The 20,298-nt window shown below is 68.9% G+C and carries 17 protein-coding genes; 11 read left to right on the top strand and 6 right to left on the bottom strand.

The window, feature by feature from the left end; all coding sequences use genetic code 11:
* The 6 genes from AC1DZQ_RS13665 to dhaM all read left to right on the top strand — a co-directional run.
* Window positions 1-880: AAA family ATPase (locus AC1DZQ_RS13665; RefSeq protein ID WP_476964035.1), on the top strand; the 880-nt coding region annotated here is incomplete at its 5' end.
* A gap of 155 nt (window positions 881-1,035) precedes the next feature.
* Window positions 1,036-3,159, top strand: a complete 2,124-nt coding sequence (locus tag AC1DZQ_RS13660) for a S9 family peptidase (protein WP_476964034.1) — start codon at window positions 1,036-1,038, stop codon at window positions 3,157-3,159.
* Window positions 3,160-3,220: 61 nt separating this feature from the next.
* Complete coding sequence (locus AC1DZQ_RS13655) at window positions 3,221-3,754, top strand: amino-acid N-acetyltransferase (protein WP_476964033.1); 534 nt, start codon at window positions 3,221-3,223, stop codon at window positions 3,752-3,754.
* A 630-nt stretch (window positions 3,755-4,384) separates the two neighbouring features.
* Window positions 4,385-5,386 carry a dihydroxyacetone kinase subunit DhaK gene (dhaK, locus tag AC1DZQ_RS13650; protein ID WP_476964032.1) on the top strand — a complete coding sequence of 334 codons (1,002 nt, stop codon included), beginning with the start codon at window positions 4,385-4,387 and terminating at the stop codon, window positions 5,384-5,386.
* Window positions 5,387-5,388: 2 nt separating this feature from the next.
* Window positions 5,389-6,015 carry a dihydroxyacetone kinase subunit DhaL gene (gene dhaL / locus AC1DZQ_RS13645; protein ID WP_476964031.1) on the top strand — a complete coding sequence of 209 codons (627 nt, stop codon included), beginning with the start codon at window positions 5,389-5,391 and terminating at the stop codon, window positions 6,013-6,015.
* Window positions 6,012-6,683 carry a dihydroxyacetone kinase phosphoryl donor subunit DhaM gene (gene dhaM / locus AC1DZQ_RS13640; RefSeq protein WP_476964030.1) on the top strand — a complete coding sequence of 224 codons (672 nt, stop codon included), beginning with the start codon at window positions 6,012-6,014 and terminating at the stop codon, window positions 6,681-6,683. The genes dhaL and dhaM overlap by 4 nt, the downstream gene beginning before the upstream one ends.
* Window positions 6,684-6,686: 3 nt before the next feature.
* On the opposite strand, the gene AC1DZQ_RS13635 is transcribed toward dhaM, so the two are convergent.
* Both AC1DZQ_RS13635 and AC1DZQ_RS13630 read right to left on the bottom strand, forming a co-directional pair.
* Window positions 6,687-7,184 carry a hypothetical protein gene (locus AC1DZQ_RS13635; RefSeq protein WP_476964029.1) on the bottom strand — a complete coding sequence of 166 codons (498 nt, stop codon included), beginning with the start codon at window positions 7,182-7,184 and terminating at the stop codon, window positions 6,687-6,689.
* A 16-nt stretch (window positions 7,185-7,200) separates the two neighbouring features.
* The gene (locus AC1DZQ_RS13630) at window positions 7,201-8,037 is read right to left on the bottom strand and encodes an HhH-GPD family protein (protein WP_476964028.1); all 837 of its coding nucleotides are present in this window, start codon (window positions 8,035-8,037) and stop codon (window positions 7,201-7,203) included.
* 404 nt (window positions 8,038-8,441) lie between these two features.
* Between AC1DZQ_RS13630 and AC1DZQ_RS13625 the strand changes: the two genes are divergently transcribed.
* A complete protein-coding gene (locus AC1DZQ_RS13625) occupies window positions 8,442-9,029 on the top strand; it encodes a hypothetical protein (RefSeq protein WP_476964027.1) in 588 nt (195 codons plus the stop codon).
* A 36-nt stretch (window positions 9,030-9,065) separates the two neighbouring features.
* Here the strand turns inward: AC1DZQ_RS13625 and disA are convergent, their stop codons facing one another.
* Window positions 9,066-10,142 (bottom strand): DNA integrity scanning diadenylate cyclase DisA, encoded by a 1,077-nt coding sequence (gene disA / locus AC1DZQ_RS13620; RefSeq protein WP_476964026.1) that lies wholly within the window; start codon window positions 10,140-10,142, stop codon window positions 9,066-9,068.
* Window positions 10,143-10,473: 331 nt separating this feature from the next.
* Here disA and AC1DZQ_RS13615 point away from each other — a divergent pair, with 331 nt between their 5' ends.
* The gene (locus AC1DZQ_RS13615) at window positions 10,474-12,087 is read left to right on the top strand and encodes a peptide chain release factor 3 (RefSeq protein WP_476964025.1); all 1,614 of its coding nucleotides are present in this window, start codon (window positions 10,474-10,476) and stop codon (window positions 12,085-12,087) included.
* A 175-nt stretch (window positions 12,088-12,262) separates the two neighbouring features.
* A complete protein-coding gene (locus tag AC1DZQ_RS13610) occupies window positions 12,263-13,621 on the top strand; it encodes a protein kinase domain-containing protein (RefSeq protein WP_476964024.1) in 1,359 nt (452 codons plus the stop codon).
* Window positions 13,622-13,672: 51 nt separating this feature from the next.
* On the opposite strand, the gene AC1DZQ_RS13605 is transcribed toward AC1DZQ_RS13610, so the two are convergent.
* The gene (locus tag AC1DZQ_RS13605) at window positions 13,673-14,881 is read right to left on the bottom strand and encodes a PucR-like N-terminal domain-containing protein (protein WP_476964023.1); all 1,209 of its coding nucleotides are present in this window, start codon (window positions 14,879-14,881) and stop codon (window positions 13,673-13,675) included.
* A gap of 97 nt (window positions 14,882-14,978) precedes the next feature.
* Between AC1DZQ_RS13605 and AC1DZQ_RS13600 the strand changes: the two genes are divergently transcribed.
* Together AC1DZQ_RS13600 and AC1DZQ_RS13595 are read left to right on the top strand one after the other, a co-directional pair.
* Window positions 14,979-16,058 carry a ferredoxin reductase gene (locus AC1DZQ_RS13600; protein ID WP_476964022.1) on the top strand — a complete coding sequence of 360 codons (1,080 nt, stop codon included), beginning with the start codon at window positions 14,979-14,981 and terminating at the stop codon, window positions 16,056-16,058.
* A gap of 13 nt (window positions 16,059-16,071) precedes the next feature.
* Window positions 16,072-17,295: a fatty acid desaturase family protein gene (locus tag AC1DZQ_RS13595; RefSeq protein ID WP_476964021.1), complete on the top strand. Its 1,224-nt coding sequence runs from the start codon at window positions 16,072-16,074 to the stop codon at window positions 17,293-17,295.
* 134 nt (window positions 17,296-17,429) lie between these two features.
* Here AC1DZQ_RS13595 and AC1DZQ_RS13590 read toward each other — a convergent pair whose 3' ends face one another.
* Both AC1DZQ_RS13590 and AC1DZQ_RS13585 read right to left on the bottom strand, forming a co-directional pair.
* A complete protein-coding gene (locus AC1DZQ_RS13590) occupies window positions 17,430-18,065 on the bottom strand; it encodes a class I SAM-dependent methyltransferase (protein WP_476964020.1) in 636 nt (211 codons plus the stop codon).
* 16 nt (window positions 18,066-18,081) lie between these two features.
* On the bottom strand, window positions 18,082-20,286 hold the full coding sequence (locus AC1DZQ_RS13585) for a copper-translocating P-type ATPase (protein ID WP_476964019.1): 2,205 nt from the start codon (window positions 20,284-20,286) through the stop codon (window positions 18,082-18,084).
* Between the last annotated feature and the right edge of the window lie 12 nt (window positions 20,287-20,298).

Genomic DNA, 20,298 nt, shown 5'->3' with positions numbered 1-20,298 from the left:
CAAGGACCCCAAGCGTCCGGGCGGCTCGTTCATCTTCGCCGGCCCCACCGGCGTCGGTAAGACCGAACTGGCCAAGGCCCTCGCCGAGTTCCTGTTCGGCGAGGAAGACGCGCTGATCACCCTGGACATGTCCGAGTACTCGGAGAAGCACACGGTGTCGCGGCTCTTCGGTGCCCCTCCGGGCTACGTGGGCTACGAGGAAGGCGGCCAGCTGACCGAGAAGGTCCGCCGTCGTCCGTTCTCCGTGGTCCTGTTCGATGAAGTGGAGAAGGCGCACGCCGATCTCTTCAACTCGCTGCTGCAGATCCTGGAAGACGGCCGCCTGACCGACTCCCAGGGCCGCGTGGTGGACTTCAAGAACACCGTGATCATCATGACCACCAACCTCGGCACCCGGGACATCTCGAAGAGTGTTGCCACCGGCTTCCAGTCCGGCACGGACACGCAGACCGGCTACAACCGGATGCGGGCCCGGGTCACGGAGGAGCTCAAGCAGCACTTCCGCCCCGAGTTCCTGAACCGTGTTGACGATGTTGTGGTCTTCCCGCAGCTGACCCAGGACGAGATCATCGAGATCGTGGACATGTTCGTCGGCCGCCTCGAGAAGCGACTCAAGGACAAGGACATGGGCATCGAGCTCACGACCGCGGCCAAGGTGCTCCTGGCGACCCGCGGCTACGACCCCGCCATGGGTGCCCGGCCGCTGCGCCGCACCATCCAGCGCGAGATCGAGGACCAGCTCTCCGAGAAGATCCTCTTCGGCGAACTGCACGCCGGCGACATCGTGGTGGTGGATGTGGAAGGCGAAGGCGACGACGCGAAGTTCACCTTCGCCGGCAACGCCAAGCCGCGCATCCCGGAGATCGCCCCGAGCGTCTAAGCACCAAGAGCAACGGCCCCGCTGCCCCGAAAGGGACGGCGGGGCCTTTGCGTTTGTGCTACCGGCCGGGCCCAGCGACTCCCGTATCTGAAAGCAGTGTTTCACTCATAGTGAAAGTTTTGTGATCGCTGCCACATACGGTGTTGAATCGGTGCATGGCTGCTAAGGACTCAGAGACCCTGAGCGAACAACCCGAGACCCCCTTCCACGATCTGGACCACTACCTCGCGATCCCTCGAGCGAGCGGTTTGACGCTGAGCCCGGACGGCGCCCGGCTGGTCGCCACCGTGGCGACCCTCGGCACGAAAGGCACCGAATACTGCACCGCGCTGTGGGAGGTGGACCCGGGTGGGGTCAAACAGGCCCGCCGGATCACGCGCAGCGCCAAGGGGGAGGCCGGCGCGGTGTTTGCCGCCAACGGCGACCTCTACTTCACCTCGGCCCGCCCCGATCCGGAGAGCCCCGAGGCCGACCCCGTCAGCGCCCTCTGGATTCTCCCGTCCGACGGCGGTGAAGCCCGGGTGGCTTTGTCCCGCGCCGGTGGAATCGGCGGGGTCCACGCCGCCACGGACGCCGACACCGTGGTGGTCGCGGCCTCGGTCCTGGCCGGTTCCACGGACGAGGACAATGACGAAGAACGCCGCAAGGCGCGCAAGGAGAACAAGGTCGCGGCCATCCTGCACAGCGGCTACCCTGTCCGCTACTGGGACGCGGACCTGGGCCCGGCGCAGCCGCGGCTGTTCGCCGTCGAACCCGGAGGCCAGTTGGAGGCCGGAAAGCCGACCACCGTTGACGCCGCCACGCCGCTGAAGCTCCGCAACCTGACGCCCGACGCCGGCACCCGGCTCAGGGACGCCGAATCGGTGCTCAGCCCGGACGGCAGGACCATCTACAGCAGCTTCGCGAAGCCCCTCGCTAATGCCGATTCACGTTCCGTGCTGGTCGCCATCGACGTCGCCACCGGGACCCGGACGGTTTTGCTGGACACCGAAGGCCTGAGCTACTTCCCGGGCCCGGTCAGTCCGGACGGCCGGAGCCTCGTGGTGGTCAGTGAAAGCGACACCACGCCGCTGGCGGCCCCGCAGGTCAAGCTGCACCTCCTCGACGTCGCCGGCCCCGCAGCAGGAGAGCGCGCGCTGACGCCGCTCGCCCATGACTGGGACCGCTGGGCGCGCCCCGCCGCATGGCTGCCGGACGGATCGGCCCTGCTGGTCACCGCCGACGAGAACGGCGCATCGCCGGTCTTCCGGATTGGTGTGGCCGGGGACCCGGGCCAGGCCGGCCAGGTGCTCCGCCTGACGGACGACGCCGCCGCGTACACCGACGTCGTCGTCGCACCGGACGGGCGCAGCGCCTACGCCCTGCGCAGCTCCTACGAATTCCCCGCCGAACCTGTGCGGATCGACCTCGACGCCGGCGGCGTCGTCCGCCTGCCCGCGCCCGCGGAGCGCCCCCGCTTCAAGGGCACGCTGGAGCGCGTGGAGACGACGGCGGCCGACGGCGCCCGTGTGCCCGCGTACCTGGCCCTGCCGGACGGCGCGTCCGCCGCGGCCCCGGCCCCGCTGCTGCTCTGGATCCACGGCGGCCCGCTGGGATCCTGGAACGCCTGGACCTGGCGCTGGAACCCGTGGCTGCTGGTGGCCCGCGGCTACGCGGTGCTGCTCCCGGACCCCGCCCTCTCCACCGGCTACGGCCAGGACTACATCCAGCGAGGCTGGGGGGAATGGGGCAAGGCGCCGTTCACCGACCTGATGGCCATCACCGACGCCGTCGTGCAGCGCCCGGACATCGACGAGACGCGCACGGCCGCCATGGGCGGCTCCTTCGGCGGGTACATGGCCAACTGGGTGGCCGGGCATACGGACCGCTTCAAAGCAATCGTCACGCACGCCAGCCTCTGGGCCCTGGACCAGTTCGGCCCCACCACCGACGCCGCGCAGTACTGGCTCAAGGAGATGACGGCAGAGATGGCGCTGGAGAACTCCCCGCATCTGCACGTGGAAAACATCCGGACTCCCATGCTGGTCATCCATGGCGACAAGGACTACCGTGTGCCGATCGGCGAGGGGCTCCGGCTCTGGTACGAATTGCTCGCCAAGTCGCAGCTGGCGGCGGACGGGAACGGCGAAACGGACCACCGTTTCCTGTACTTCCCGGACGAGAACCACTGGATTCTGCAGCCGCAGCACGCCAAGGTCTGGTACGGCGTCGTGGAGCACTTCCTGGCCAGGAACCTCCTGGACAAGGACGTTCCCGTCCCCGACGAACTCGGTCTCTGACGCCCCGGGGCCCGTGCCAGCAGGGAGCCGGCCGGGCCCCGGGCACCCGTAAGATTGGGCTGTGACTGAGACCGTGAGTGAGACCGCGACTGAGACGATCCGCATCCGCCCTGCCCGCACCGACGACGTCGGCGCCATCAAGACGCTCGTGGCGCCGCTGGCCGACCAGCGAATCCTCATGGCCAAAGAAACCGTGGCCTACTACGAAAGCCTGCAGGAGTTCCGGATCGCCGAATCCGAAGACGGCGAGGTGATCGGCTGCGGGGCGCTGCACGTTATGTGGGAGGACCTCGCCGAGGTGCGGACCCTCGCGGCCTCGGACGCCTGGCGCGGCAAAGGTGTGGGCCACGCGCTCGTGGAGCGTCTGCTTGAGGATGCCCGCGCGCTGGGAGTCTCGCGGGTCTTCTGCCTGACGTTCGAAGTGGATTTCTTCAAGAAACACGGCTTTGAAGTCATGGCTGACCAGACCGCCGTCGATCCCATGGTGTATTCCGAGCTCCTGCGCTCGCATGACGAAGGCGTGGCCGAGTTCCTGGACCTGGCGCGGGTCAAGCCGAACACGCTGGGCAACACCAGGATGATCAAGGAGCTGTAGCGCCCGCCGGCTGTGCCCGTTCCCGGGTGCCCCCGGGCCGCTCCCGGCCAGTGCCGTCAGCCGCCAGGAAGGCGACGTCCACGCAGGGCTTCCCTTCAGTAAATTTGGTGGATAAACTGATGCCGGCCCAGGGGGTGGGCCACCATACTTTCGGAGGCAAAAAATTGCATAAAGACGTGATTTTTCCCGATTTCTCCGCTTTTCGCAGGACAATCGCCAGCGCTCCGGCAGTGCCGCCGGTCCAGTTGCCAGTCCGGCTGCCGGAAGCGCTACCGCCCGAACCCACCAACCGTTCCTCGCCTGTCACGGGTGCCCCCGCGACGGGGCAAACCGCTGGTCCGGTATCTGCCGCATCAGGACCGCCGGCCGCGTCCCTTGCCAGCAAGGGCCGGCTCGCCGCGCCGCCGTTCTCATGGCTGGGCGTCGACGCCTGGCCGCATTCCCCTGCGTGGGCCGAGCAGCAAGCCTGAAGCGCGGGAGCAGGGAACGCACAGCCACAACCCCGCCGGCCCGGTATTCGCAGCCCCGCCAGGGAGCCCCAGGGCCGGAGGAACCGGGAGCCTACCGCCGGCCGTGCCCCGGTAGTAGGGTCTAAGCAAGCAGCCAGGACACCATCCAGGGAGCACCGCCATGAAGAAACTCATCAATGATCCCAAAGCCGTGGTCGACGAGTCAGTGGAAGGGTTCGGACTTGCACACGCCGACCTCGTGACCGTCTTTCCGGACCCGAAATACATCGTGCGCAAGGACGCTCCCGTGGCGGGGAAAGTCGGCCTCGTCTCTGGCGGCGGCAGCGGGCACGAGCCGCTGCACGGCGGTTACGTGGGCCGGGGCATGCTCGACGCCGCCGTTCCGGGCGCCGTTTTCACCTCGCCCACCCCGGACCAGATCCTGCCGGCCACGCTGGCCGTCAACTCCGGCGCCGGCGTCGTGCACATCGTGAAGAACTACACCGGTGACGTACTGAACTTTGAAACCGCCGCCGAACTCGCGCAGGCCGAAGGCGTCGAGATCCGCACCGTGCTGGTCAACGACGACGTCGCCGTGGAGGATTCGCTGTACACGGCCGGGCGCCGGGGGGTCGGCGGCACCGTCCTGGTCGAGAAGATCGCCGGTGCGGCCGCCGAGCGGGGCGACAACCTGGACGCCGTCGCCGCGATCGGTGACCGCGTCAACCAGAACGTGCGCAGCATGGGCGTGGCGTTGTCCGCCTGCACTGTTCCGCATGCAGGGGTGCCCAGTTTTGAGCTGGAGGAAAACGAGATCGAGATCGGGATCGGCATCCACGGCGAGCCGGGGCGGCACCGCATCCCGATGGAAAACGCCGACGGCATCACAGACCGGCTCCTGGACCCTGTGGTCAGCGACCTCGGGCTTAGCTCCGGGGACCAGGTGCTCTTGTTCGTCAACGGCATGGGCGGCACCCCGGCGAGCGAGCTGTACATCGTGTACCGCCGGGCCGCGCAGAAACTGGCCGAGCAGGGCGTCACCGTGGCACGCTCCCTTGTGGGCAACTACATCACGTCCCTGGAAATGCAGGGCTGCTCCATCACTGTCCTGCGCCTCGATGACGAGATGACGACGCTCTGGGACGCTCCCGTGCACACTCCGGCCCTTCGCTGGGGCGTCTGACCGTGGGCTTGGACGTCGGCTGGGCCGTGCGGTGGCTGACACTTTCGGCGCAGGCCATGGCGGAGCACCGGGTGGAGCTGATCGAGCTGGACCGGCCGATCGGGGACTCGGACCATGGCGAGAACATGGACCGCGGCTTCAAGGCCGTGCTGGACAAACTTGCCGAGGCGCCGCCGGAGACCCCGGGTGGGGCCCTGAAACTGACCGCCATGACGCTGATGTCCAAGGTCGGCGGGGCGGCCGGCCCGCTGTACGGCACCGCGTTCCTGCGGGCCGCCACGGCGCTGGGTGAGACGTCCGACGTCGACGCCGCCACCCTGGCTGCCGCGCTGCAGGCCGCCCGCGACGGGATCGTCGCCCGCGGTAAGGCCGAATCCGGGGACAAGACCATGGTGGACGCGTGGACGCCCGCGATCGAGGCTGCCGCCGCCGCGGCTGGCGACGGCGACGTCCGGAAGGTGCTGCTTGCCGCGGCGGAGGCCGCCGAGGCCGGCGCCGTGTCCACGGATCCGATGCTCGCCCGCAAGGGCCGTGCCAGCTACCTGGGGGAGCGCAGCATCGGCCACCGCGACCCCGGAGCGGTCTCCAGCGCCCTGATCCTGCGCGCCGCGGCCGGAGCGACCGAATGACAGTCCGGCTGGTGGTCGTCTCGCACAGCTCCAAGATCGCGGACGGCGCCGCCGAACTCGCCGCGCAGATGGCCCCCGACGTCCTGATCCTCCCGGCCGGCGGCACCGACGACGGCCGCATCGGCACGAGCCTGGAAAAGGTCATGGCAGCCCTGGAGCAGGCTGCCGGCGACGGTGTGGTGATGCTCGCCGACCTCGGCTCCGCGGTGATGACGGCCGAGTCCGCGGCGGAGTTTGCAGCCGATCCAGGATCGGTGCTGATCGCTGACGCGCCCCTCGTTGAAGGACTGGTGGCGGCCGCTGTGGCTGCCCAGGCGGGGGCAGAAGCGGCGGCGGTAAAGGACGCGGCCGAGGCCGTCTACCGGCCCCCGGCCCACCCCGCGGAGGCCGGCCATGAGCACCAGCAGCCGCCGGACGCCACCGGGGACTTCGAGCTCGTCAACCAGACCGGCATGCATGCCCGGCCGGCGGCGAAGATCGCCGGCGGCCTGTCCGGCATGGACGCCGAGGTGACCGTCAACGGCGCCGACGGCGCCTCCATGACCGAGCTCATGATGCTTGCCGCCGGCAAGGGAACCGTCCTGCATGTGGAGGCCAGCGGCCCGGACGCCGCCAAAGCGGTCGGCTACTTGGAGCGCCTGGTCAGCTCGGGGTTCGGAGAACCGTAGGCGCTAGGGTGCCTGGCGGAGGCTGGCCTCGTCGAGCACGACACTGGCCGTGATGAACGTTCCGCACTGCTCTCCAAACGGGTGCGCCGCGCGGGGCGTGAACGCCGCGGTCCGGGCCGGCAGCGGGTTCCCGGCGGTATCCGTGCCCGTGGCCGTCACCTCGATGCGGCTGGCGCTCAGCGCCCCCATCATCAGCATGCCGGTCAGGGTGCCGTCGGGCGAAGAGGTGGCCGAGCAGACGCCGTCGCCGCCGTAGGGTCCGGGTTCGCAGCCTTGGTCCACGGCCGTGCTTCCGGGAGCCAGTTCGAGGTCCGCTTCCTTGCAGCTGCCGTCCTGGCAGGCTTTGAGGTGTACCGTCTTCACGGACGGGGCGTACTCCCGGTCCACGGTGAGTGAGACAACGGGCGCCTGAGCGATCGCCGGGCAGGCGGCCTCCGGCCGGCACGAGACTGCCAGGACGGCGGTGAGGACCAGAGCGGCCGCGGCCGCCAGCTTGCGCATGCTCCAGCGTAGATCCTCAGCCCGGGAGCCGGAAGCCGCCCTGGTGCAGTTCGGCAAGGCCGTCGCCCAGCAGGCCGGCCAGCGCCCGTTCCAGCTGCTCGGGGGCCGCGTTGAGCCGGTGCAGGGCCGCGAGCGGGATGCTGATGCCCTGCGGTTCGAAGCCCAGGTCCGCGGGGGCCTGGTGGAACAGCACCGGCGCCACTGGCTCCTCGGCTGCCCGCAGGACGGCCATCACGGCGCCGCGCACCTGCCGGTCCGTGCCGTGCCACGCCTGCCCCTTGGGCGTGTACGTTGGCGCCGGCTCGCCTGCCGCCAGCCAGGCGCAGGACTCCCGGACAGGGCACTGGCCGCACTTGGGGGCCCGCGCAGTGCAGACCAGCGCGCCGAGTTCCATGACGGCGGCGTTCCAGCGCACCGAGGCGCCGGGGCGGTCCGGGAGCAGTGACGCCGCCAGCCGCATTTCGGCAGCGGTCAGGGCCTGTGCCGGCAGGGCAGAGCCGGAGACCAGCCGCGCGTGGACCCGGCGGATGTTGGTGTCCACCACCGTTTCGCGGCGTCCATAGGCGAACGCGGCGACGGCCGCGGCCGTGTAGCTGCCCACACCGGGGAGATCCAGGAGCTCGGTGTAGGTGCCGGGGACGGCCCCGCCGTGGCTGTCCCTGATGGCGGCGGCGGCGGCATGCAGGCGCAGGGCGCGCCGGGGATACCCCAGCCGGCCCCAGGCCCGGACGGCCTCCCCGGCGGGTTCGCCGGCCAGATCGGACGGTTCCGGCCAGCGGCGCAGCCACTCCTCCCAGACCGGCAGGACCCGGACCACCGGCGTCTGCTGGAGCATCACCTCGCTGACCAGCACACCCCAGGGGCTGCACTCCGTGGCCCGCCACGGCAGTTCCCTGGCGTTGGACGCGAACCAGTCAGCCAGGGCCGCATGGAGGGCGCGGAGATCCGCGGCGCGGGCGGGCGTCCCGGCGGGAAGGGGTTCCCGCTGTGCCGCGGCGGATACGAGGGGCGTTGGGGTTAGAGTTTCGATCCATTCAGCGTAATAGATCGGGGTAACGGATCGGGACGGCGGCGGGTCACGCGGCGTGGTCGGGCGCCATAGCCCGCGCGGTTCTCTAGGCTAGAAGGATGGTCAGGCAAGGCAGTTCAGGTACGGGTGGTTCGCGGCCGAAAGGTTCGCCCGCAGGACAACCCGGGCGCAAATCCGGACGGCCCCCGCTCCGCCGGGTCTACCGCCGCCGCCGGCTCTTTGCAGGCGTGGTCCTGCTGCTCGTCATCGCTGTGGTCTTCGGCGGCTTTGTGGCGGTCTCGAGTGCCATGAGCGGCGGCCACCCCTCCGGCGGCCAGCCTTCCGGGGCCGGAGCGGCGCCGGCGGTCTCCCCGACTGCCTCTGAGTCCGGGACCCCCACGGCGTCCGGGGATGCGTCGGCCTCACCCACGGCCACATCGGGCGAGGGCTGCGAGCAGAATCTGATCACCGTCACGGCTGCCACCGACAAACAGGACTATGCCGCCGCTGAGAAGCCGCTGCTCAGCCTCACGGTTACCAACAACAACAAGGTGCCGTGCGAGGTCAACATCGGGACGTCGCAGATGGAGTACATGATCACCAGCGGCTCGGACCGGATCTTCTCCTCCAAGGACTGCCAGGCGGAGAGCGCGGACCTGATGAAGACCATTGCTCCGGGCAAGAGTGAGACAGCGAATTTCCCGTGGCAGCGCAACCGCACGGTGCAGGGCTGCGAGCCCGTCGAGGCCAAGCCCGGAGCCGGCGGCGCCTACTATGTCTTCACCGCGCGGCTGGCGAACAAGACCAGCCCCAAGGCCGTGTTCCAGCTCAGCTGACCCGTTAACTCCCGCTAACGACGGGTGTTTGGGGGGTTAGAGGAAGCGGTCCAGCAGGCTGGCCTCGGCCATGCGGCTCAGGCCTTCCCTGACGGTCCTGGCACGCTGGTCACCGATCCCGTCCACCGTCATGAGGTCATCGATCGTTGCCGCCATCAGGAACTGCAGGCCGCCAAAGTGGTCGACGAGCCGGTCGGCGACGGCCTTCGGCACGGCCTTGAGCCCGGAGAGCAGGCGGTAGCCGCGCGGCTGCACGACCGCGTCGAGGTTGGCCTCGCCGCCGGCGAAGCCGACGATCCCGGCGATCTTGCCCAGGTCGATCAGCTCGGTTGGGCCCAGGCTGACGAGGGCCTTGACCGCGTTGTCGATGTCCTCCGCGGTTGCGGCCGGGCTGGAGTAGTCGCGGATGATGACGTCGCTGCCCGGGCCGCGGCCCACGGTGAGCTCGTCCAGCTGCAGCGACAGCAGGCGGCCGTCCTCGCCCAGTTCCAGGACGTACTGGGAGATTTCCTCGGAGATCCTGCGGACCATTTCCTGGCGCTGAAGGGTGACCGCGACGTCACGGACCGTGACCATGGCCTCGATTTCCAGCGCGGAGAGCGAGCTGGTGACCTGGTCCAGACGCGAGCGGTAGCGTTCCAGGGTTGCCAGGGCCTGGTTGGCGCGGGCCAGGACCTTCTCGGAGCCCTCCAGGACGTGGCGCAGACCGTGCACGTACAGCGCGATGATCTGCATTGACTGGCTGACCGAAATGACCGGGACGCCCGTCTGGATGGCCACGCGTTCCGCGGTCCGGTGCCTGGTGCCCGATTCCTGCGTTTCGATGCTCGAGTCCGGGACGAGCTGGACCGCCGCGCGCAGGATGTTGCTGGCATCCTTGTCGCAGACGATGGCGCCGTCCATCTTCGCCAGTTCCCGCAGCCGGGTGGGGGAGAAGTCGATGCCGATCTCGAAGCCGCCCGAACAGATGGACTCGATGGTCCTGTCGATGCCCAGGACGATCAGCGCGCCGGTCCGGCCGCGGAGGATGCGTTCCAGGCCGTCGCGGAGGGCCGTGCCCGGTGCCACCCTGGCCAGGGTCGCCTTGAGCGCATCTTCAGGGCTCCGAGCCATAGATTTCCCTTCAAAGGTGCAGGGACGAGCCTGCAAGTGCGCCGGATTCCAGGGTCTCCCGGCAGGATCAAAGTACTCAGTTCCCCGCTCTCCCCATGATAGGGGTAAAGCACGGCCACTTCCGCACAGGCAAGCCTTAAAGTGGTCCATTACGGTGTACCGCCGGGAGCCTCCGGAAGGGCTGTCCCGGGTGCCGTCCACGACCGCATTTTGGCGCCGGCCGGCGGCCGCCTCGTACGCCGGTCCGCGGCCTGCGATAAACTTGGATCCTTGGGTGTACCGCGGGCTCTCCGCGCCGTGACCCGTCCACTGCCGCAGCGAAAGTAGCATCGTGTCTCAAGAAGTCCTCAGCCCCGCCCGAGTCCAGGAGATTCACAAGCAGGCGGCCCGGCGCCGGACTTTCGCGGTCATTTCGCACCCCGACGCCGGCAAATCCACCCTGACGGAGGCCCTCGCGCTGCACGCAAAGGTGATCGGCACCGCCGGCGCCTCCAGCGGCAAGGCCAACCGCAAGGAGACGGTCTCGGACTGGATGCAGATGGAAAAGGACCGCGGCATCTCCATCAGCTCCGCCGCGCTGCAGTTCGCCTACCGGGACACCGTCATCAACCTCCTGGACACCCCGGGCCACGCCGACTTCTCCGAGGACACCTACCGCGTTCTCGCGGCCGTGGACTGTGCCGTCATGCTGGTCGACGCCGCGAAGGGACTCGAAACCCAGACCATGAAGCTCTTCGAGGTCTGCAAGCAGCGCAACCTGCCCATCATCACTGTCATCAACAAGTGGGACCGGCCCGGCCTGGACGCGCTGGCCCTCATGGATGAGATCACCGAGCGCACCGGCCTGCAGCCGATGCCGCTGACCTGGGCCGTGGGCATTTCCGGCGACTTCCGCGGCGTCTGGGACCTGCGCAATGACCGCTTCGCGCAGTTCAAGCGCAACAACGCCGGCGCCAACATCGCGCTCACCGAATACTTCACCCCCGAAGAGGCCGCCGCCAGCCAGGGCGACGACTGGTCCAACGCCGTGGACGAGGCCGGGCTGGTCATCGAATCCAACCTGGCGTTCGACGTCGAGGCCTTCCACGCCGGCAAGGCGACGCCGATCCTCTTCAGCTCGGCCGCACTGAACTTCGGCGTGAAGGAAATCCTCGACGCCCTCGTCGACTTCGCCCCGCCCGCTGCCCCGCGGCCCGACGTCGACGGCGACCCCCGCCCCGTGGATGCCCCGTTCGCCGGATTCGTCTTCAAGGTCCAGGCCGGCATGAACAAGGCCCACCGCGACCACGTTGCCTTCATCCGTGTCTGCTCCGGCATGTTCGAGCGCGGCATGGTGGTCACCCAGACCCGGACGGGGAAATCCTTCGCCACCAAATACGCCCAGCAGGTCTTCGGCCGCGAACGCGAGGTGATCGACGAGGCCTTCCCGGGCGATGTGGTGGGCCTCGTGAACGCCTCCTCCCTCCGCGTGGGGGACAGCCTGTTCCTGGACCAGCCCGTGGAGTTCCCCGCGATCCCGCTCTTCGCCCCGGAGCACTTCCAGGTGGCGCGCTCCAAAGACCCGAGCCGGTTCAAACAGTTCCGCCGCGGCATCGAACAACTCGAGCACGAGGGCGTCATCCAGGTGCTCCGCTCCGACATCCGCGGTGACCAGGCGCCCGTTCTTGCCGCCGTCGGCCCCATGCAGTTCGAAGTGGTCGAAGACCGCATGGCGCACGACTTCAGCGCCCCGATGCGGCTGGAACGGCTCCCGTATTCCATGGCCCGGATTTCGACCGCCGACGCCATGCCGGCGCTGGCCAACGTCCCCGGCGCCGAAGTCCTGTTGCGCTCCGACGGGGAATACCTGGCCCTGTTCAACGACGTCTGGGCCCTGCGCCGGATCGAAAAGAACCACCCTGACCTCACCCTCGTGCCGATCGGGACCCACAACCCCGCAAAATAACGGCAAGGCGCCGGACCGAAAGATCGCCGGGACGTCTTCCGGAATCCGGTTTCCGCGTTATGATAAGTAAGCTTGCTTATGATGCGGGTGCCGGGACTGATTTTCCGGCTTTGGACTGATCCGCCCGATTCCAGCGGCGGCCCCATTAGAGGGACCACGTAAACCTTTGACAACCATGGACCCCGGTTTCCTGCTCGGCGGGCGCTACCGGATCGAAGAACTCATTGGCCGGGGCAGCCAATCAAGCGTGTACCGTGCCACGGACGAGGTCCTGGGACGGGAAGTGGCAGTCAAACTCTTCCGCGACGGCACTGTGGACGAGGAACGGACCCGCAGGCAAAGCGACGAAGTGCGGATCCTGGCGGGGATGGCCCACCACGCCCTCGTGACACTGTTCGACGCCGGGACAGACCTGAGTGACCCGACCCGCCGGCTCAGCTATCTGGTGATGGAACTCGTCCGCGGCCCCGACCTCCGCAGCCGCTCGGCCGAGGGCCCGCTGTCGGCGGCCCACATGGCGCTGATCGGACACGATCTCGCCGACGGGCTGGCACACATCCACCACCACGGCATCATCCACCGGGACGTCAAGCCGGCCAACATCCTGCTCGTGGACTACAGCGTCGAGGACCGGCGCCCGCGCGCCAAACTCAGCGACTTCGGCGTGGCCATCACAATCCGCGAAGGCCACTGCGGCGACCCCGACGACAGCTCCGGCACCCCCGCCTACCTCAGCCCCGAACAGGCCGCCGGCGAACCGGCCGGCCCTGCCAGCGACGTCTATTCGCTGGGACTGGTCCTGCTGGAAGGCCTGACCGGGAAAATGGCCTATCCCGGCGCGCCGGTCCAGTCCGCCCTGGCCCGGCTTCTCCACGACCCGGCAATCCCCGAAGAGCTCGCGCCCATGTGGGCGGCCCTGCTGACCTCCATGCTGGACAGGGATCCGGCGGCCCGCCCGCCCGCCCGGGAAGTGTCCCTGGCCCTGCGCCAGGAAGTCATCAATGGCGCGGGACGCCACCGCCGGGACGCGGCCGCGCTGCTGACCGACGAAGAAGGGCGCATGCAGGCGGTCGAGCGGTACAGGATCCTGGACACTCCCGCGGATGGCGCCTTCGACCGGATCGCGGCGCTGGCCGCACGCATGTTCTCGGTGCCTGTGGCGATTGTCAGCGTTGTGGACCATGACCGCATCTGGTTCAAGTCCCACCACGGCACGGACGTCACGGAAATCGGCCGGGACCCCGGATTATGCGCCTCCGCCGTCCTGCAGGGCGATGCCTGGATTATCCGGGACGCCATCAACGATCCCCGGACTCTGGCCAACCCCCTCGTAGCCGGCGAGTTCGGCCTGCAGTTCTATGCCGGGGTGCCGCTGCGCACTCCGGACGGCTACAACCTGGGTACCTTGTGCATCCTGGACCGTGAGCCCCGCGAGTTCAGCGATGAGGACACGGCTGCGCTGGAAGACCTGGCGGCGCTCGTGATGCACGACCTGGAGCTGCGGCTCCACAGCCGGCGGGCGCTCGCCGGGTAATCGGTGGTCCGCCGCCCGACGTCGGACATCCGGGGCCAGGTGCCGGCCCGCCTACCGCCGGCCGGCGTGCAGGGCCAGTTCGAGTTCGAAGCGCGCCGTTGGATCCTCGAGCGCGTCGCCGAAGAGCTCGCGCAGCTGCGCGGCCCGGTAGCCCACGGTCTGCGGGTGGATCCCGAGTTCGGCGGCCACGGGCGCCCGCTGGCCCCAGTGGCGCAGCCAGGACAGCAAGGTTTCGGCGAGCCGCTCGCGTTGGGCGGGCCGGAGCCCTTCCAGCGGCGCGAGCCGGCGGTTGGCGAGTTCGGTGATCGCCGAGGGTTCCGCGCCGAGGATCACCTGCGCCAGGTGCTCGTCGGCCCAGATCGGGGGATCGTCCGGCCCCTCCCGCGGAGGCAGCGCCGCGGCCGCCAGCACGGCCAGCCGCAGTGAGTCCGGAACCTTCTCCCAGCCCCCGGACGGTCCCACGGAAGCGCCGCGTCCCTTCAGTGCACGGTCCAGGTCCTCCCGGGCGGAACGCGAAATCCGCGCCGGCACCAGGGCCACAACGTCGGTCTCGCGCTCAATCACAAGGGTGCCCGGGCCCAGGCGCAGCCGCAGTCCGGCCGCCCGGTCCAGCGGCAGCGTCACCACCGCCATGCGCTGGGGCAGGGACCAGTCCGCCATCGCCGCCGTCTGGCGCAGGGCCGCCTCGTCGGCCTGGCCGAGCAGGAGCAGGTCCAGCAGTTCGGTGCGTCGCCGGTCCACCGCTCCGGCCCGTTCGGACTGTTCAAAGGCGTAGGCCTCGGCGCTGACCGCCGACAGCTCGTCGATGTACGCGAGGATCGATTCGCCCAGATCCACCACAACGCCCTGGCCCAGGTGGTGTTCCACTGAGACCTTGGACATCTCCCGGAAGGTCACGCGGGCGCCCATCCGGTAGGCGCTCAGGAGCGCGTCCATGCTCCGCCCCTGCCGGAACTCGCCGCTGCCCAGCCCGGCCACCAGATCCCGGCTTTCCTCGGACAACGCCGGGAGCCGGGTCCCGGGCAATTGCAGGAACCGGTCCAGCGCCGCGGCCACACCCCTCCGCAGCCCCCTGCCAAAGCGCCCTTCAATCGGCCTGGCGTACGCCGGGACGAGCTGCGGGACGGCCTCGATGATGGCCTCCACAATGCCGGGCATCCGCGGACGCAGCATGTCGCTGACCTCCCGCGGCAGGGCCAGCCAGGGAGGATCGTAGGCGGGGGCGGGGCCGGCAGGCTCCCGTGCGGGGGATGCGTTCATGGACAATCCGATGAGTTGTTGCGGCGGGATAGTTTTCTTGAGTCGATCGTATGCCTTGGGTGAAGAAGTATGGCGCAATCTGACATAAGGTTGATGAATGATCCGGCTCCGTAAGCTGGCGCGCGCCGCATCTCTACTGACCACCCCACTAGCTCCAGAAGACATTCTGTCGCTGTTCAATCCTGTGTTTTCCGCCCGCCAATTGCGCGGTGTGGTCACCAAGGTGGTTCCAGAAACGGCCGATTCCGCCACCATTTTCTTCCGTCCCGGCCGCGGCTGGCAAGCACATCTTGCCGGCCAGTGGGCCCGTATTGGCGTCGAGCTCGACGGCGTCCGCCACTGGCGGTCCTACTCGCTCAGCGCCCCCGCCGGGCAGGACCCGGCAATCACCGTGACCGACATGGGCGCCGTCTCCGGGGCCCTTGTTCGCGGCACCAAGCCCGGCGACGTCCTGTTCCTGGCGCCCCCGCAGGGTGACTTCGTCCTTCCCGAGCATCCGCGCCCGCTGCTTATGCTCACGGCCGGCAGCGGCATCACCCCGGTGATGTCGATGATCCGCACGCTCGTCCCGCACCGCCCGGACTCCGACGTCGTCCTGATCCACACCGCCCGCACTGCCGCGGACACGATCTTCCGTGAAGAACTCGCCGAGCTCGCCGACCAGTTCCCGAACCTGCGCGTCACGCACTGGTTCACCGGCGAGAGCGGACGGCTGGACTTCACTTCCGCCGCCGACCTGGACCGGCTTTGCCCGGACTGGCGCCAGCGCGCCGCCTACGCGTGCGGCCCGGAAGGCTATCTCAACGACGCCGAGGCGCTGTGGGAGGCCGAAGCCGAGGACGCGCAGCAGGCCGCGGCTAGCGCAGGCACCCTGACGATCGAACGCTTCAGCACCAGCCTGGCCGGCGGTGACGGGCACGACGGCGGACTGGTCACCTTCGAGGCCTCCGACCGTGAAGTCGAGGCCGACGGCGACACCCCGCTGCTCGATGTCGGCGAGGACGCCGGCATCCTGATGCCCAGCGGCTGCCGCATGGGCATCTGCCACAGCTGCCTCATCCCGCTGCGGGCCGGCCACGTCCGTGACCTTCGCACCAACGAAGTGCACGGCGAGCCCGGCCAACTAATCCAGACGTGCGTGTCGGCAGCCGCCGGCCCCGTTAACCTCGACCTCTGAGGAGAATCACCGCATGACGATTGTTTCCAACAAACCGGACCTTTCCGACGCCGACACCCCAGCCGCCAGCGGTTCCACCACCGCCGACGCAGCCGCAGCAAAGGTCGTCACGGTCGCGAAGAAGCGGCCCGGCGCCCTCGCTGAAACCGGCAGGCCGCTGCTGCGTCCGCCCGCGGCCGCCCACCTCTCCGACGAGCAGGTGGCGGAGCTGGGGCGCGAACTCGACGCCATCAAGGATGACATCCTCGCCAAGCGCGGATCCGCCGACGCCGCCTACATCCGCCGCATGATCAAGATCCAGCGCGGCCTGGAGCTCTCCGGCCGTGCCCTGCTCCTGGTCAGCAAGAAGAAGCCCGCCTGGATCGCCGGCACCACGCTGCTGAGCTTCGCCAAGATCCTGGAAAACATGGAACTCGGGCACAACATCCTGCACGGGCAGTGGGACTGGATGCGGGACCCGGACATCCACTCCACCACGTGGGAATGGGACTTCGTCACCCCCGCGCGTTCCTGGCAGCACACCCACAACGATCTCCACCACCGCTGGACAAATGTGGTCGGCAAGGACAACGACATCGGATACAACCTGCTGCGGATGGATCCGGACCAGGAATGGAAGCCCTTCAACCTGGGTAACCCGCTGTACAACGCGCTGCTGGCACCCGTCTTCGAGTGGGGCATCGCGATCTACGACCTCGAACTGGTGGACTACCAGGAGGGCAGGAAGTCCAAGGAAGCCCTGACCAAGGACCTGAAGGCCCTCGGCCGCAAGGCCCTGACGCAGTTCACCAAGGACTACGCCGCCACTCCCGCCGTCGCAATGCTGACCGGTTCCGGCAAGCAGGCCCTCTACGGCACCCTGACCGCCAACGCCGTCCGCAACGTGTGGGCCCACGCGGTGATCTTCTGCGGCCACTTCCCCGAAGGCACTGACACCTTCACCGAGGAAATGGTGGAAGGCGAGACCCGCGGCGACTGGTATGTGCGGCAGATGATTGGCTCGGCCAACATCTCCGGCTCCAAGTTCATGCACCTCATGACCGGAAACCTCTCGCACCAGATCGAGCACCACCTGTTCCCGGACCTGCCCTCGAACCGCTACGCGGAGGTGGCGCCGAAGGTGCAGGAGATCTGCAAACGCTACGGACTGCCGTACACCACGGGTCCGCTGCTGAAGCAGGTCGGCTCCACGTGGGCCAAGATCTTCAGGCTGGCCCTGCCTCCCAAGAAGGCCTAGCCGGTACAGACTCAACTTCCACGGCCCAAGTGCCGGGTATGAGTGATTGATGAGAGGGGCGTCTGCCATCGCGGCAGGCGCCCCTTTCCGTCGTACGTAACTTTGCTTACCGGCGGCGCTTACCGGCGGCCGGCTCAGGACTTGGCCGCCGCACCAAGGACGTGGGCCAGCCGCGGGTTGCCGGGGAGGACCGAAAAGCCGAAGCGCTCGAGGCCCTGCACCGTCAGTCCTGCCCCCGCGATCATGGCGGCGGTGTCACGGTTCGGGTGGCATCCGCCTGCCACCCGGCTCCACAGCGGTGTGAGCAGGTCTTCGGCTGCCCCCAGCACGCGGTGTGCGGAGCGGACGTGTTCATAGAACAGCAACAAACCGCCTGGGCGCAGGACGCGGACCACCTCCGCCAGGGCGACGGACTGGTCCGCCACGCTGCACAACACCAAACTGGAGACGACGACGTCGACCGAGGCGTCCGCCGCAGGCAGCGATTCCGCCACGCCGTCTTTCACGGTCACAGGCACCGGTGCCTTGCCGGCGGCGGCGAACGCCAGCGCGCGGAGCGTGGGATCCGGTTCCAGGGCCAGCACACCGGACACAGTGGAAGGGTAGAAGGGGAAGGTGGCACCGTAGCCGGCCCCGATTTCGATGACGACACCGTACGCCGGTTCCACCAGCCGCCGGCGGTGTTCCGTTGCCCCGCGGGCATCCATCCGCGGACCTACGCGGGCATAGGATCTCCCGAAGGATGAATCGCGGCGGTTGGTTTCCGGCATGGGCCCTTCCTTCCGTTCAGCTGACCGTGGCCGGGTTGAGCTTGAGCCTGCGCAGCACCTGCGCGTTCAGGGCAACCACAATGGTCGACGCCGACATCATGACTGCGCCCGCGGCGGGGGAGAGGACGATCCCGGCGAAGGCGAGGACCCCGGCCGCCAGCGGCACCGAGATGATGTTGTATCCGGTGGCCCACACGAGGTTTTGCCACATCTTCCGGTAGCTCGCCTTGGACAGATCGAGCATCGAGAGCACTGCCCGCGGATCGTTTCCGGCCAGGACCACACCTGCGGATTCCACGGCCACATCCGTGCCGCCGCCAATCGCGATCCCGACCTCTGCCCGTGCCAGCGCCGGGGAGTCGTTGACGCCGTCGCCCACCATGGCCACTTTCAGTCCGCGGCCCTGCAGTTCCGCCACCTTCTTGTCCTTGTCGGCGGGGAGGACCTCGGCGAACACTTCATCGATGGCGAGCTCGGCGGCGACGGCGTGCGCCACCTGCCGGGCGTCGCCGGTGACCATGGCCACCTTGATGCCGCGTGCCTGCAGGGCCCGGACGGCCTGGCGGGACTCGGGCCGCACGGCATCCTCGAGACTGACAGCGCCCAGGACCCTGCCGCCGGCCACGACGTGGAGCACCGCGGCCCCGCGCTCCAGCCAGGCGCCGGTCGTGGCGGCCAAATCCGGCGGTTCCTGCAAACCGAGCTCCCGGAGCAGGGCCGGGCCGCCCACGTGGACCGTGCGGCCATCGACCGTGGCGCGGACTCCGCGGCCGGTCAGCGAGGTGAACCCGTCCGCCGTCGGAATCTTCAGTCCCCGTTCCCGGGCCGCGGCAACGATTGAGCGGGCCAGGGGATGTTCGCTGTCCGCCTCCACGGCGGCCGCGAGTTCCAGCACTGTATCCTGCGCGGCGTCTTGTCCGTTTGCTGTTCCCGTGCCTGCGGCGGCGACCGCCTTGAGCTCCGGCTCGCCCCTGGTCAGGGTTCCGGTCTTGTCGAACAGCACGACGTCGACAGTCCGCATGCGCTCCAGCGCCATCCGGTTCTTGATCAGGACGCCCGCCCGGGCGGCCCGCTCGGTGGAGATGGCGATGACGAGCGGGATGGCAAGGCCGAGGGCATGGGGGCAGGCGATCACGAGGACAGTCACGGTGCGGGTGACGGCGTCGCCTACGCTGCCCATCAGGGTCCAGTAGATGAACGTCAGGACGCCGGTGCCGGCGGCGAAGTAGAAGAGGAACGCCGCAGCCCGGTCGGCCAGGGCCTGTGCCCGGGAGGAGGAAGCCTGCGCCTCTGCCACAAGGCGCCGGATCCCGGCGAGGGCGGTGTCCTCGCCGATTGCTGACACCCGGACCCGCACGGAGTTATCCGTGGCGATGGTGCCGGCCACCACGGGATCGCCCGGCGCCCGCAGGACGGTTTTCGATTCGCCCGTGATCATGGATTCGTCGAATTCGGCCTGGCCGCCGCTGACAGTGCCGTCGGCCGGCATCCGGCCGCCGGAGCGGACCAGGATGGTGTCCCCGGCGCGGAGCTCGGACAGGCTGACAGTCTCCGTGCCGGCGGCCGTGACGCGTTCCGCTTCGTCGGGCAGCAGCGCCGCCAGGGCGTCCAGGGCGCCCTGGGCCGAGCCGAGGGCGCGCATCTCGATCCAGTGGCCCAGCAGCATGATGGGGACCAGCAGCGCCAGCTCCCACCAAAAGTCGAGTTCGAAACCGCCGATGCCGAGGCTGGTCACCCAGGAGGCGATGAAGGCGACGCTGATGGCCATGGCAATCAGCAGCATCATCCCCGGTTTGCGCGCCTTCAGTTCGTTGAGGCCGCCCTTGAGGAACGGCCGGCCGCCGTAAAGGAAGATCGCCGTGCCGAACACTGGCGGGATCCAGGCTGAGCCGGGAAAGGCGGGAGGCTCGTAGCCCAGGAGTTCCGCGAACATGGGGCTGAAGAAGAGCACCGGCACGGCCAGGGCCAGTGTCAGCCAGAACCTGTCCCTGAACATCGCGACGCTGTGCCCGGCATGCTGGCCGTGGCTGTGCACCGTGTGCACGTCCGCGCCGGAGCCGGCAGTGGAGGAGCCTGCGGTGCCGGCAGGTGGGCCGGCCGGGCTCACTGCATGGTTCCCGTGCGGCGTCCCGCCCGGGCTGTGGTGCCGGATGCCCCGGTCCACGCCGGGGCTGCTGTGCCGGTGTTCCATGGTGCGTGCTCCTGAATGATGTTCAGTCATCTGCGGCTACGC

The organism is Arthrobacter sp. P1_C12_2 (assembly GCF_056406415.1).
This window is presented reverse-complemented; position numbering and strand designations above follow the sequence as displayed.

Excerpts from the sequence above, each read along its gene's own strand:
- AC1DZQ_RS13660 (WP_476964034.1), top strand. The coding sequence starts at position 1,036 with ATGGCTGCTAAGGACTCAGAGACCCTGAGCGAACAACCCGAGACCCCC.
- dhaK (WP_476964032.1), top strand. The coding sequence starts at position 4,385 with ATGAAGAAACTCATCAATGATCCCAAAGCCGTGGTCGACGAGTCAGTG.
- dhaM (WP_476964030.1), top strand. The coding sequence starts at position 6,012 with ATGACAGTCCGGCTGGTGGTCGTCTCGCACAGCTCCAAGATCGCGGAC.
- AC1DZQ_RS13635 (WP_476964029.1), bottom strand. The coding sequence starts at position 7,184 with ATGCGCAAGCTGGCGGCCGCGGCCGCTCTGGTCCTCACCGCCGTCCTG.
- disA (WP_476964026.1), bottom strand. The coding sequence starts at position 10,142 with ATGGCTCGGAGCCCTGAAGATGCGCTCAAGGCGACCCTGGCCAGGGTG.
- AC1DZQ_RS13610 (WP_476964024.1), top strand. The coding sequence starts at position 12,263 with ATGGACCCCGGTTTCCTGCTCGGCGGGCGCTACCGGATCGAAGAACTC.
- AC1DZQ_RS13605 (WP_476964023.1), bottom strand. The coding sequence starts at position 14,881 with ATGAACGCATCCCCCGCACGGGAGCCTGCCGGCCCCGCCCCCGCCTAC.
- AC1DZQ_RS13600 (WP_476964022.1), top strand. The coding sequence starts at position 14,979 with ATGATCCGGCTCCGTAAGCTGGCGCGCGCCGCATCTCTACTGACCACC.
- AC1DZQ_RS13595 (WP_476964021.1), top strand. The coding sequence starts at position 16,072 with ATGACGATTGTTTCCAACAAACCGGACCTTTCCGACGCCGACACCCCA.
- AC1DZQ_RS13590 (WP_476964020.1), bottom strand. The coding sequence starts at position 18,065 with ATGCCGGAAACCAACCGCCGCGATTCATCCTTCGGGAGATCCTATGCC.
- AC1DZQ_RS13585 (WP_476964019.1), bottom strand. The coding sequence starts at position 20,286 with ATGACTGAACATCATTCAGGAGCACGCACCATGGAACACCGGCACAGC.